Here is a 13817-nt window from a genome sequence, read left to right on the forward strand (position 1 = left end):
CGCCCATTGCTGCGGCATCACCGCTCATCGCGATCCAGGGACGATATACGCCGTGGGCATGCCCTACCAATTTGGCTTCAGACTCGCCACTGCCATCAGCCACCATTAAACTGACGCAGCGTAAAAACCTATCCGGCGTAACCTATCCGGCGTAACTGCGATTTGGACCCAGAGAAGAAGAATGCGACCCGACTTGGCAAAATCCTACGGGCAGCACTCCCTGCCACGCTACACCAGCTATCCGACGGCTCCCCATTTCTCGGCGTCAGTTAGCGAATCCGACTATCAAGCGTGGCTCAAGTCGTTAGGCGGCCAGCAGTCCGCCTCGATTTACGTGCACGTGCCATTTTGCCGAAGCATGTGCTGGTACTGCGGCTGCCACACATCTGTCATGAAACGCCAGGAGCCGCTCGCGACCTATGCAACCGCACTGCGAACTGAAGCCTACCTCATTGGAGAAACCATCGGTCGACGACAACCGGTCTCCCATGTCCACTTCGGCGGCGGCACGCCGACGATCATGACACCTGAAACGTTTGCTGATCTGGTCGCCTCGTTGCGCTATTCGTTCGCAATTTTGCCTGATGCCGAGATCGCCGTAGAGATCGATCCACGCATATTGACCGAGCCGATGGCCGAGGCGCTAGGCTATTGCGGGGTCAACAGGGCGAGCCTAGGTGTCCAAAGCCTCGATCCGGTTGTTCAACGGGCCATTGGCCGTCTGCAGAGCTTCGAACAGACCGCAGTATCGGTCGATCGTCTACACCGCGCCGGCATCGGCCGGATTAATTTCGACCTGCTCTATGGGCTGCCCCAGCAGACCGTCGTTTCCTGCCTCGACACTCTCTCCAAATGCCTCGCACTGCATCCGGATCGGTTCTCGGTGTTTGGCTACGCGCACGTTCCTTTCCTTAAGAAGCATCAACGCAAGATCGATGGATCCACTCTGCCCGACAGCGTCGAGCGACACCTCCAATCGGAAACGATCGCGCAAGCTTTGGTCGACGCTGGATATGTACGCATCGGCATCGATCACTTCGCCCTGCCGGACGACAATCTCGCCCTGGCACGGCAGGAAGGCAGGTTGAGGCGCAACTTTCAAGGTTATACGGATGATTCGGCGGACACCCTCCTTGGACTCGGCGCCAGCGCCATTGGCCAGATGCAACAAGGGTTCGTCGCGAACGCTGTGTCGATAAAGGACTACCTTGCTCGCATCGCCGAGGAACGGCTGGCCACGATGAAGGGCTATTTGCTGGCCGACGACGATCGCTTCCGCGCCGAAATCATCGAGCGACTCATGTGCGGCTTGGCAGTCGATCTTTGCGAGACATGCCGTCGTTACGGCAAGGATCCGAGCCTGGCCGTCGTCGATCGTTCTCGACTCGCCAACCTGATCGCAGATGGAGTTGCCGTACTGGACGACGGTCGACTTTCCGTGGTCGATGGCGCAGAGTTTCTCGTCCGGAGCGTCGCATCTTCGTTCGACGCGCACCTCCCTGGGTCGGAGGCTACGCACAGTCGGGCGGTTTGAACCGAAGCCAACCCGATCCGGTTCCGATCGGAGATCAACATCACCAAATCGGCTTCTGGTTAGGAGTATCGCGGGGCTGATAGCACGCCGATTTGGCATCCGGTCCCGAGCTATCTACAAGCGTCGTCACACCCACTACGTCGAGCCGTACGTAGATTTCAAACACTCGTTGGAACCGAGGATTCCAATCGGGCGACAACGGTTTGACCAACGACCGACCGAATCTGGCCTAACTCAAGCTGCTCATTTCATTGGTGATGATGAGGTCCTTGCGAGCGCGATTTTGATATGTCTCGGTGATTGAGCGTATTGTTTGCGGGCAGGAGAGCGCACCACGTTCTGCGGCTCGTTGCCTTCCATGGCGATCGCTCCACATCATCGCCCACCCATGCTCGACTCAGCGAGTCGTTGAGACAGTCCTCATCAGCAACAACCTTGGTGTAGTCTTCTAATCCTTGGCTATATTGGGCGCATACCAGGGCATAATTGAGTTACGATCATCCTGTGCCTTAACTGGGACTTAGATTTTCGGCGAATGTCCTCGCCGAGATCGATCCGTGGGCCGTGCTCCCTCTGCCGATGGAAGTGGCCGCGATGCCTAGCAGCGTCGCTCCTCCCAGACTCGACTTCCGCCCGGCCGCTAAACGCGGCCGGGCCTTTTGTATTCACCAAGGCTCTCCCGGGACTATCGAGATCTCCTTAAGCCGATCAGCTCGACGAAAGACCTGACCAAGGATCAATGGCCTATTGGAGCGGTGCAGCGCGCAGTTCGCGGGCCGCAGCGACCATGTTGACAAGTGCCGGGCGAACCTCCTCCCATTTGCGTGTCTTCAAGCCACAGTCCGGATTGACCCAGAACTGCGACCGCTGCAGCCGCTTCAGAGCCAAGGCCATGAGCTCCTTCATCTCGCCGGTCTCGGGAACGCGTGGGGAATGAATGTCGTACACGCCTGGCCAATTTGGTTCGGATAGTTGTAGTTCCTGAACGCGTCGAGCAGTTCCATCTTCGAGCGCGAAGTCTCAATCGAGATGACATCTGCGTCCATTGCAGCAATCGCATGGATGATGTCGTTGAATTCTGAGTAACACACGTGGGTATGAATCTGAGTTTGTTCGGCGACGCCCGATGAGCAGATGCGGAAGCAATCTCCAGCCCACTCGAGGTAAACGGTCCACTGCGCACTACGCAATGGCAAGCCTTCGCGTAGTGCAGCCTCATCGATCTGGATCATGGAAGCACCCGCATTCTCGAGATCGCCGACTTCATCTCGAATTGCGAGCGCAATCTGACGGCAGACTTCGCTTCGGGGAATATCCTCGCGAACAAACGACCAGTTCAAGATCGTTACTGGTCCGGTCAACATCGCCTTCATCGGCCTTTTGGTTAGCGACTGCGCATAGCGCCACCAGTCCACCGTGATCGGCTTCGGCCGTGAGACATCTCCAAACAGGATCGGCGGCCGGACACAGCGCGAGCCATAGGATTGCACCCAACCGTTTTTGGTAAATGCGAAGCCGGAGAGTTGCTCGCCGAAGTACTGCACCATGTCATTGCGCTCAAACTCGCCATGGACGAGCACGTCCAGACCGATGTCTTCCTGCCAACGTACGGCGCGCGCCGTCTCTTCCTTGAGGAACTTGTCGTATTGCTCGTCGCTCATCGCGCCTCGCGCATGCGCCGCCCGGGTATTACGGACCTCTGAGGTCTGAGGAAACGATCCGATCGTCGTGGTCGAGAACGCTGGAAGCCCGAAGCGCTTGCGTTGGATCTCGGCCCGACTGGCAAATGGGCTGGCCCGCCGGCGCATGGCCTGGTTGATCGCACTCAGCCGGACAACGACATTGGCATCTCGGATCTTCGGCGACGTCCCGCGGACGGCTGCGGCACACTCCGATTCCGCAAGAGCTTTCGCAACATTCTGGTCGCCTGCGAGTGCCCGCGCCAAGGTCGCAAGCTCACGCATCTTCTGAACCGAGAAAGCAAGCCAGCTCTTGACGTCGGAGGCGAGCCCGGTCTCGAGTTCAACATCGACCGGCACATGAAGCAGCGAGCAGGATGGGGCGATCTGTACGCGGTCCTTACCAAGCTTCGCAATCGCGGGATCCAGTCGCTGGCGGAGCGCCGACAAATTCGATCGCCAAACATTCCGACCGTCTATGACGCCGAGCGACATGACGAGGTCACTCGCCGCTCGCAATGATCTGGCTCAATAACTCTGGCGCGCGAACCAGATCGACGTGCAGCCCGGCAACAGGCAGGCGCAGGGCAGCGTCCAGATTGTCGCAGAGGCCACCGAAATAGCTTGCAACCATGATCTTGATGGCCGGCCCTTCCTTTGCGAGCCGGCCATAAGCATGTACCAAGGATTTTCGCGAACTCTCATCCAGAACAAGGACTAGGCAAGGTTCGTCGAATTGACCCCAATTTGCCCCGCGTTTGGCCAATTCCTTCAAAAGCTCAATATAGACCGGTATCAGGTCATCTAGCAGTGACAGTGGCTGGAACGCAAGATCGGCACTCTTGCCAAGCTTCAAGAATGTAACCGGCCCGATCAGGACAGGGCGCGTCTGAAAGCCAAGGGCCTTGGCTTCCTCGTACTCCTCGATTGGTTTGCGAGAGGATAGTCTGAAAGTCTGCCCCGGGTGAAATTCCGGGACCATGTAATGGTAGTTGGTGTCGAACCATTTGGTCATCTCCTGCGCGGGTGCGCCATATCCACGCGACGGGTGACCGCAACTCCCATCCTGACCGTCGCATTGTGCCCCGCGTGCCATGGCGAAGTATGTCTTGAGCGAAATGGATCCGGCATTCGTCTCGTAGACTTCTGGGATGGCACCAACCATGACACTGGTGTCGAGCACCTGGTCGTACAGCGAGAAATCGTTCGATGGGATCACGGTGACACCGAGAGACCTCTGGCGAGCCCAATTTGCGGCACGTAGGCCAGCTGCATCCTCGAGCAACTGCTGTTCGGCGATTTTTCCGGCCCAGTAACTTTCGAGCGCAACCTTGAGCTCTCGCCTTGGACCGATGCGTGGCGTTCCGAGTGTGGCAACCGGAAGAGAGAGAAGAGACATAGCGTTAACCCCATATTGGTGGCAAAGGCCATGGCGGACGCAGGCAGAAGAAGCCGCGCGAGCGACCGCTGCTTGGCGCACCACCGGGACACCCGCCGGTGGACGAAGATAGTGGCGGGGCAGGTCTCCTGGCTCGCGGCTCTGCGCTGCTGTCCGGTCTTCCCGAAACCGTCAGGCTTCAGTGCCTTCGTTGGACAGCTCGCCACTCACAGTTGCGGGGACAGCGCCGGAATTGACACCGGCTTCCCTCTTAGCTCCGGCCTAATGAGACCGGAGAACCTCGACACCTTCAATTATCGGCAAAAGGGATATTCCGTCAACCTCGCGTCATGTTGCGATCTGCTAATGTGCCTAGCGGCATGCCCACCGTTCATACTCGATGCAGAAGTCGCTCTACAATCACGGACATCGGATGACATCCCGAAAGTCCCTCCGCGTGGGCCGCGACAAATCCGAATACGCCGCCTTTGCACCGAGGACCACTTGGTCGAACAGACGGCTTTCATGCAAGCTGGCCCCGGTTCATCAAGCACGGCGCGCTGCGCTGCCTTCTCCAAGCAATCAACGATCCACCGAATAAGATAGCATACGCGGCGCGAGGTGGTTCTGTGATGCCAGCCATTTCTGGTAGGCGTCACTCGGACACTTTTTGGCGATACTGCCCAGGCAAGCATATCAACCAAACCAAGGAGACCGGCTCGCAATGAAAATGGCTGTTTGGAGTGCCCTCGGTGTCTTTGCTGTTGCCGTCTCGGCGGTCGGCTTGTTCGGGTTGATGGTAAGACCGCTCTTGAGTAACACCGCTCGACAGTTTCTCTCGAAACTATTGATCGGCTCAGGCCGAGGCTAGCACGGCTCGGCGTCCTCTACCTGCTTGAGGAGGACAGGACTTGCGTCGAAGCCGCATCTTCCGGTCGATTGAAGAGCACGATATGCGCCGGCCGACACGAGCGATCGCGCATGCCGGCGAGTGAATGCTACCATCTTGCCCGCCTGCTTAAAGCGTGCACTTCGGCGGCGTCTGTTCCAAACGCCCGGCGCTGATGGGCGGTTTCGTATCGTTGTGGGCCCTTGAGTGCCAAGCACATCTGCCTGGCGCTGCAACTAGAGCATTTCATTGCTTAACTGAATCGGAGGGGATTCCGGTTTTTGGCGGTTTGTGATTCAAGATGCTGACTGGATTGGAGGCCAGCATCGCATGACCCGACCTCTTTCCCTGGACCTTCGCGAGCGTGTGGTGGCGTCGGTTTTAGCGGGCGAGAGCTGCCGATCTGTGGCGGAGCGGTTTGGTGTTGCGGTCTCGTCGGTTGTGAAGTGGTCACAGCGGCAGCGGGCGACCGGCTCGGTTGCGCCTGGCAACATGGGCGGTCACCGCAAGCCCGTGCTTGATCTGGATGGCGCGGACACATCCCGACCTCCCTTGGTGTCGGTATGCCGACGACGGACTGGTGCACTGCCGGACCGAGCAAGAAGCAGAGGCCATTAGGGCGGAGCTTCAAGCGAGGTTGGAGGTGTGCGGACTTCAGATGCACCCGACAAAGACGCAGATCGTCTATTGCATGGACAACAGGCGTCGGCGAACGTATCAGAGGGTCAAGTTTGACTTTCTCGGATATCAGTTCAGGCCGCGGCAGGTGGCAACGTCACAGCGGAAGGAATTCTTTTGTGGATACACCCCGGCGGTCAGTCCGACAGCTTTGAAGGCCATGCGAGCAACGATCCGAAGCTTGCACATTCCCCGGCAAACGCCGGGGACGCTGGCTGAGCTTGCCCAACAGATCAATCCGCTCCTCCGGGGGTGGATAGGTTATTATGGTCGGTTCAGCCGTTCAGCGCTGTTCTCTCTGGTCGACTACGTCAATCAGAAGCTGAAGGCGTGGATCATGCGAAAGTACAAGCGCTTCCGGCTCCACAAAACCGGTGCTTCGCTGTTCTTGCGAAAGCTGGCTCGGAATAACGCGGAGCTGTTCGTACACTGGCAGTTCTTCGGAACGACCACGTTCACCTGACGGGAGCGGTGTGAACCGAGAGGTTCACGCACCGTTCTGCGAGAGGCCGGGGGTGAAAATCCCCGGCCTACTCACCCTTGGATCAAGACCAACATGGCCCCTTTGCGGGGCTGGGGCCCCAAGGGCGCACGCCTGCGCGGCTTCGCCCCGCACGGTCACTGGCGTACCCTCACATTCCTCGGCGCGCTCCGCCATGACCAACTCACGGCACCCTGCGTCTTCGACGGCCCGGTCAACGGCGAATGCTTCTGCGCTTATGTGAAGCACCTTCTCCTGCCAACCCTGCGCGAAGGCGACATCGTCATTCTCGACGAGCTCGGAAGCCACAAGTCGAAAGCTGTCAGGCAGATGATCCAGGCTGCTGGCGCCAGGCTCTGGTACCTGCCGCCATACTCGCCCGACCTCAACCCGATCGAACAGGCCTTCTCCAAGATCAAACACTGGATGCGGCAGGCTCAGAGGCGCACCGTCGAAGACACTTGGCGCCAAATCGGTCACCTCGTTCAGGACATCCAGCCTCGCGAATGCCAAACTACTTCGCAAACACCGGTTATGCTTCAGTCAAAATGTGAAACGCTCTAGGGTGTTGTGGCGATGGGACAATGTTATGGCCAGCTCAGCCTTGAAGAGCGCGTTGAGATTTACCGCCTGCATGCAGGCGGTAAATCTCGAAACGATATTGCGTCTGCGCTTGACCGCGCGACGTCGACGATAAGTCGGGAGCTGAAGCGCAACTCGCGGCCTACCAAGGTCTGGAGGGGCGGTTACGAACCTGTCCGGGCTCAACAATTGGCCGAACGTCGGCGACGGCAGGATGGCCGCTTCAAGCTGGCGCGCCAGCCGGCCCTGCGGGACTGCGTCGGCAAAAGCCTTGCGATGGGACATTCGCCGGAGCAGATCGCTGGTCGACTGGCGCGAGAGCATGGTCGCGTCATGATCAGCCACGAGTCAATCTATCGTTTCATCTATCATCGTACGGCCCAGAAGGATTACTGGCACCGCCTGCTGCCGCGCCATAAACTCAGACGAGGGCGCCGGCGACGCCCAGGCGGCAGCCCTGCCAGCTTCATTAAACAACGGCGCTCGATCGATGAACGACCCTCCGAGGTCGAAGGCCGCGGGACGCCGGGTCATTGGGAAGCCGACTTCATGCTGTTCGCGCGATATGGCCAAGGATTGCTGGTTCTCCACGGGCGACAAGCCCGCTTCAGCAGCCAGCGAGGCGCTCAAGCATATCGCCGAGTTCTACGCCAACATCGTGCTGCATCCACGCGATCGGAAAGCTGTCCTCACCCCTCGGACCATCGCCCGTCAACTTGGCAAGCTTCCACAGGCGATCCGCAAAACCATCAGCTGCCGAGGAGCGCCGTCTCGTTCGGCACCGCGGCCACGGATGTCCCTTTCGATGACCACGCCCTCACCAGGATCGTCAACGGCCATCCAAACAGCGACATCGATCAACTGCTTCCGTGGGCCTTTGCCGTCAAGACCTCAAAGCTGTGGCCTGAGAACGACGCTTACGCATGAAGAGGATCTGCGCCGTCGTGCAGGAGGCCTACGTGCAGGGCGTCTCGACCCGTTCGGTAGACGACCTAGTGCAGGCAATGGGGATGAGCGGCATCTCCAAGAGCCAAGTGAGCCGGCTGTGCGGCGAGATCGACGACAAAGTGAAGGCGTTCCTCGCCCGCCCGATCGAGGGCGACTGGCCGTATCTGTGGATCGACGCCACCTACGTGAAGGTGCGCCAGAATGGCCGCATGTGTCGGTCGCGGTGATTGTCGCGGTCGGCGTCAACAGTGACGGCCACCGCGAGGTTCTCGGCATGGACATTGGCCCTTCCGAAGCCGAGACATTTTGGACGGAGTTCTTGCGCAAGCTCGCCCGCCGCGGCTTGCGCTGCGTCAAGCTGGTTGTGTCCGACGCGCACGAGGGCATCAAGGCCGCCATCAGCAATGTGCTCAACGCCACTTGGCAGCGCTGCCGCGTGCACTTCATGCGCAACGCGTTGGTCGCATGCCGGCAAGAGCGGACCGCGCGTCGTCTCCGCCTTCATCGCCACCGCCTTTGCCCAGGACGATGCCGAGACCGCCCAAGCGCAGTGGGCGGAAGGTCGCCGACCAGCTCCGCCCCAAGCTGCCCAAGCTTGCTGGCTTCCTCGACGAGGCCGAGGCCGATGTGCTCGCCTACATGACGTTCCTGCCCCAGCATCGAACCAACCTGCACTCGACCAACCCGATCGAGCGCCTCAACGCGCCACACCACGCCCGTGGACCCGATCCGGCGCACTCTGGATCAATTCCGGCCCGATCGGCGCTGGCGTTTTTCATCCTCTTCTAACGTGTTCGGCTTGTACGGGGCTTAGATCCATAATGCGAGCAAGATAATGCCCCGACACATGTCACAACACCAACAACACTTGTCCGGAATATGCCGGGCTTGATCGGAAGCCGACATCTCAGAAAACGACCAGGCTGTTCGCTTGAGATCTGCAAATGGTGGACGACCCCGACCGCCATGGTCGTGTTGAAGCTGCGACTGGCACGAGCGAAGTTTGATCGCCCGAAACAACGCCTTGCACCGTTAGCGGACCTCAAGCGGTACCGCTAGAGACGCTTGTACTGCGTTGTTAGCTTCACTCGCTCCGAGATCAATTCCAATTGATCGACATTATGACGCTCGGTCATCCGAACTTCAACAAGCATCTATATGATGTCCATTATGGCGCCGAGCGTAGCTCGATGCGCGAGCAAGATCGCAAACCGATTTGAGCGCTGGCCACATGCTCTCGGTTTCGTTTGGGGCAAACTGATTTGTCTTTGAAGGGCGTTGCAGTGGAGTTTGAGATGGATCACGACTTATCCCAGCAGGTCCAGGCGCCAGAGGCTCTCGTGAGTGTGGCGTTTGATAAGGCGTGGCGCTTTGTCGAGAGTGATCCGATCCTAGCGCACAATCTGAAGTTCGTCCTTCGTCGCCGATTGCGCGATTTACTGGCGAGCTCGGTAAGGAACGGCGAACGCGATGCACTCCATCTTGCAAACGAGGCGATACGCAATTTGCGCGCCGAGCTTGCGCATGCGACCACGCAATAGGCTTCCTCGCACATCCACTGGCAAGAGAGATCCGGTTCGCCGGGTTTGCCCCGTCATTCAGCCAGAACGAACGCCGACGCCGATGGTGACCGATCTGACCTTCCTCCACTCATATCTTTCGCCGCGCTGAAGGCGCCGCAACGCCGCGCGCGATGTGATCGCACGTGCCCTGCGATCGGGTGATCCTCAACGGCTTGATAAAGCGCGGCCCGCCTGAGAGCACTCGCCAAGCAGCTCATCACGCACCGGCAGGACTTACGCAGCTCGGCTCTCGCGCTGGTTCTTGACGGGGAGCTTACACCCCATATCACGGCGCACCGCGATGCGAAACCGCAGTCCCAAGGAGCACGCTGCACCATAATGCCTCACGTCTTCCAACGTTGACTGATCCGAATTTCCATTGGCGTATTTTGCGTGTGAGCTCCAGCCAGATTCGGCCATTTCGCTGACGGGTGCGCGTGACGTCCTTGCACGCTCCACAATCTGACGCTGCGTGCGGTTCGACGCATTTCTCCCGAAGGATTGTTGTCCTGCAGTTACAGCAATCGGCGTCGATGTTGTTAAGACGCACAGCGCCGGGGGGCACCGAAAGGAACGACACTCGAAATGAAGAGTTTTCTGATTCTGACTGCAAGCATTGTCGCGCTCAGTGCAGCGGCACCGGCGCTTGGCGCAGACTTCGCCGTGCAGCCCGTCAATATAAAGGCGCCGCCGATGCCCATCGCGGCCCCGATCACACACTGGACCGGCTACTATATCGGTATCAATGGCGGCTGGGGGGCTGGCCATAATTGCTGGAACTTCAATGGCGTCACTCCCGAGGGCTGTCATAATTCGACAGGTGGTTCGATCGGCGGCCAGATTGGCTATCGTTGGCAGATCTTCAATATGGTTTACGGCATCGAGGGCCAGGGCAATTGGGCCGACTTCAGCGGCTCCAATGTCAGCACCGCCTTCCCGGCCGACACCCTCCGCACCAAGACGGATGCGTTCGGGTTGCTTGCTGGCCAGATTGGCTACGCATTCAATGCCGTGCTGCTCTACGCCAAGGGCGGTGCCGCCGTGACCAGCAACACCTACCACATCGACTCAGTGGCGACTGGTACGGAGATTGCCAAAAGCAGCAATGTGCGTTGGGGTGGCGCGCTGGGCGCCGGTGTCGAAGTCAGTCTTACGCCGAGCTGGTCCGCCGGCGTCGAGTATGACCGTTTGTTCATGCAGGGCACCAATGTGGCCTTCCCAGGTGCCGGCGTGGATCGCGTCCACCAGGACGTCGATCTGATCACAGCGCGGCTCAATTACAAGCTCAGCCCAGTGCTTGGCAAATAATGATCTCTACGCACTAGCGCGGTGAATCGAGAGCCTCGACTTGGGTCGGGGCTCTTTCTTCAGGAGGCGCTCTCTGCAGCGGCCCGGCCGCGGCCGAATTTTCCTGAATCCCGAGCTCGGTCTCTCGACGGACTGCGCGACGTCAGTCAAATGGCGGCTACCATCAAATGGTGTACGTGGCGCCACCAAATTTATGAGCCAGATGCCGGGATGATCACCGGTTTTCGCGGACTGAGCGCAAGCAGCTCCAGACGACGTAGGCCACTGGCGCGGCCACCTTGCCCTAGGCGATCTCATTGAAGTGATGCATCGAGCGACACGTTGTTGTTGGGGGCGTCGGCATCACGACCAATACGATGCGGCGACGTATCAAAGGCGGAGCGTTGGACGAGCCGCTTCTGTACTCGCCCCGCGGGTCTGGGGATCTCATCAGTTCCGCACGCATTACCTTTTCATCCGACATATTGGCAACGTAGCGGATCCGAAGTTGACGCGGCGTCAGATTTCAATGCGCTTTTTCCCGATCGATCGTTGCGCGGCAGTTTCGGTGGCAAGCGCCACATTGAAAGTTGTGAAACAGCCGGCGTTTGCTCTCAGCCGGTATCAAAGGACATTGAGTCGAACGGCCATGATGGCGGCCTGGATCCGACTCGTCGCGCCCAGCTTTCGCATCACATTCTTAATATGAAAGTTCACAGTATTCTCGCTGATTTGCAAGATCATTCCGATTTCCCACGACGATTTACCCTCGGCCACCCACCGTATGCAGCTGGTTTCCCGCCGTGACAGCGCAACTTTCTTGTCGCAGTCAGCATCCGCGCGGCGCGCGATTTCACCATAGGCAGTGTGAAATTGCCAAGCCAGAGCGTTGAGGTGACTGATGCAATGCTGAGGATCAATATTCTCTGATGGAGACGCAAACGAGGCGACAGATACCCGGCCCAGCGGACCAAACAATGGCACGCTCATACCATGCTTCAGACCTGCCTCTCTAGCCTCGTCAAGCACCCGTCTTTCGTCCGGCTGAAGTTGATATTGTTGGCCGAGCTGATCCCATAGATAAGGCCGCGAAAGCAGCGGAGTGCGCCGGACCACCGGATCGATGGTATGGTACTTGCGTTTAAAATAGCGGTCGCACCAGTCTATTGGCCATTTCACGGCTACGGTCGGGGGTGGGTAGTCCGCCAGCCGAAGTGGCTCGACGAAGTTGAGAGATCCATAGGAAACTTCAGTAAAGCCCTCCTGGCTCGCACAGCTTACAAGAAGGTCGAACAGGGCTCTGAGAGAATGTGTCCGGTTTGCGCATTCAGTGAAGCTAAAAAGATCCATAGGCGCCTCAGGACGCCCATCACCATCGGTGTTGGTGTGTTCGATTGCGCTTGTTTCAGGCGGAGCCAAGTTTCGTTCCATGACCTGAACTCTTGGGTTGCTCTTCGTCAAGGCCGGAGCGCTCGGATGCTGCGCCAGATCTGCCATTGCCGAACTTGTCACCCTCCCGTCCGCTGTGGTCGCGTGACGCATCCTTCAAACATTGCGAGGTGCCGCCGCTATTCTTGATCAAAGGTTGAACCGCATGCGGCAACCGCCGCGCCGATGCCCCCTCAATATGTTCTGTCCGGCTCATCCGATGAAGCATGGGCACATTGACGATTGCCCAGCTCGCCCTGGGTTGAGGGGGCAGGCCCGCGGCTAAAACGTCGGCTCTGCTCAGACTGGGCCGTATGAAACCGATGTCCTGCCGAATGAAGCTTCGCCGCGCGATCCAGGTGAGATAGAGCACACCGATCGGTTTGGCGGCGCCAGGATCGAACGTCGCGGTGTTGCCATCGATCTTCTGCGTGCCAGTGACAACGACAGCAACCTTATTCTTTCTCCCAATCCAGCGAATTGGCGCCGTTAGCCCGTGACTGGTCCTCTCCTTTCGACGGCCTCGAACGGGTGATCGATGAGCTTTACGGGGTACTACCCGAGGCAGAAGGTAGCCGCCTAGTATCAGTGCCCCGTGTCGGACCGGGAAGGTCGGGCAGGTCCTGCGCGAAGGGGTTGTGCCCGCAAATGTTGGCCGCGACGGCGGCGCAACTTTACATGCGCGGAGGCGCGAGGCTCGCTTGATGCAGACGACACTTTGCATACAGATCTCCAGAAAGGAGAGGACGTGGCATCTGAACAGCAAGCGTCGGACCAATTGCCGGCCACGCGAAACCATCCGTCTGATCAATGGCTTGAAAGACGGACGACGCGTTCGCGCGCCTTAGGCACATTGAAGCGATCGCGACATCGGGAGGAAACGCGACAATGGCGCAGCACGAATCAATCGAGATCAGTCAGCCCAATTGCAGCTCTCTGCGCTGGAGCGAGCTGCTCGCGCTGCTGCTCACGCATTATACGCTTGAACGGCGTCCATCGCATCCAGCATCCGCGAGGAACACCACCCGCTTGTCTTGAAGGGCGCGAAACTCATGCGCGATTGGCTCGAAGGTCCTCATTGTACCTATGCAGAGCCATCGATCTGCTCGAGTTTGGCGAAATCGATCCTGTCGATAGTTCAAAGTGATCGGGGGCACGGCGACAGCTCGCAATTCGCGCCGCAACATAGAGGGACTCGACAGATCATTCTGCCCGAATTCGGCGAGGGCGAGACGCCGTCGAACCAAGGCGCCCCGACGCACTTTGCCGGGGTTGGAAGTGCGCCGGGTCCGCCCCAACATCATCAGTACATCCGTGATGATGCTTGTGGCAATGAGACAAGCAGCGTGGCGGAATTGAGGCTCGTCGATT

General features: G+C 58.8%; 5 protein-coding genes, 5 pseudogenes and 1 riboswitch. Of the genes and pseudogenes, 8 read left to right on the forward strand and 2 right to left on the reverse strand.

From position 1 onward, the window contains the following. The first annotated feature begins 181 nt into the window (after nt 1-181). Complete coding sequence (gene hemN, locus WDM24_RS06620) at nt 182-1534, forward strand: oxygen-independent coproporphyrinogen III oxidase (protein WP_338823081.1); 1353 nt, start codon at nt 182-184, stop codon at nt 1532-1534. 744 nt (nt 1535-2278) lie between these two features. Here the strand turns inward: hemN and metE are convergent. Beyond that, nucleotides 2279-4612 (reverse strand): annotated as a pseudogene (gene metE / locus WDM24_RS06625) (5-methyltetrahydropteroyltriglutamate--homocysteine S-methyltransferase). A gap of 101 nt (nt 4613-4713) precedes the next feature. Further along, a riboswitch (cobalamin riboswitch) is annotated at nt 4714-4910 on the reverse strand. Between the two features lie 900 nt (nt 4911-5810). On the opposite strand from metE, the pseudogene WDM24_RS06630 reads away from it, so the two are divergent. From WDM24_RS06630 to WDM24_RS06660, 7 genes and pseudogenes are all read left to right on the forward strand, one after another. Next, nucleotides 5811-6002, forward strand: a pseudogene (locus tag WDM24_RS06630) (helix-turn-helix domain-containing protein); the annotation flags it as partial. Nucleotides 6003-6006: 4 nt separating this feature from the next. Further along, nucleotides 6007-6621: a group II intron maturase-specific domain-containing protein gene (locus tag WDM24_RS06635; protein WP_338701026.1), complete on the forward strand. Its 615-nt coding sequence runs from the start codon at nt 6007-6009 to the stop codon at nt 6619-6621. 78 nt (nt 6622-6699) lie between these two features. Beyond that, nucleotides 6700-7193 (forward strand): annotated as a pseudogene (locus tag WDM24_RS06640) (IS630 family transposase); the annotation flags it as partial. A gap of 22 nt (nt 7194-7215) precedes the next feature. After that, nucleotides 7216-7975: pseudogene (locus WDM24_RS06645) on the forward strand (IS30 family transposase); the annotation flags it as partial. Nucleotides 7976-8153: 178 nt separating this feature from the next. Then, nucleotides 8154-8871, forward strand: a pseudogene (locus tag WDM24_RS06650) (IS256 family transposase); the annotation flags it as partial. A 593-nt stretch (nt 8872-9464) separates the two neighbouring features. Next, entirely contained in the window at nt 9465-9710 is a 246-nt protein-coding gene (locus WDM24_RS06655) for a hypothetical protein (RefSeq protein ID WP_338696114.1), read from the forward strand. Between the two features lie 606 nt (nt 9711-10316). Continuing rightward, complete coding sequence (locus WDM24_RS06660) at nt 10317-11039, forward strand: outer membrane protein (RefSeq protein WP_338830723.1); 723 nt, start codon at nt 10317-10319, stop codon at nt 11037-11039. Nucleotides 11040-11642: 603 nt separating this feature from the next. Here WDM24_RS06660 and WDM24_RS06665 read toward each other — a convergent pair. Further along, complete coding sequence (locus WDM24_RS06665) at nt 11643-12368, reverse strand: LuxR family transcriptional regulator (RefSeq protein ID WP_338701028.1); 726 nt, start codon at nt 12366-12368, stop codon at nt 11643-11645. Nucleotides 12369-13817: the final 1449 nt, after the last annotated feature.

Origin of the sequence: Bradyrhizobium sp. 27S5, assembly GCF_037217225.1 — a bacterium.
Lineage (GTDB): Bacteria > Pseudomonadota > Alphaproteobacteria > Rhizobiales > Xanthobacteraceae > Bradyrhizobium > Bradyrhizobium septentrionale.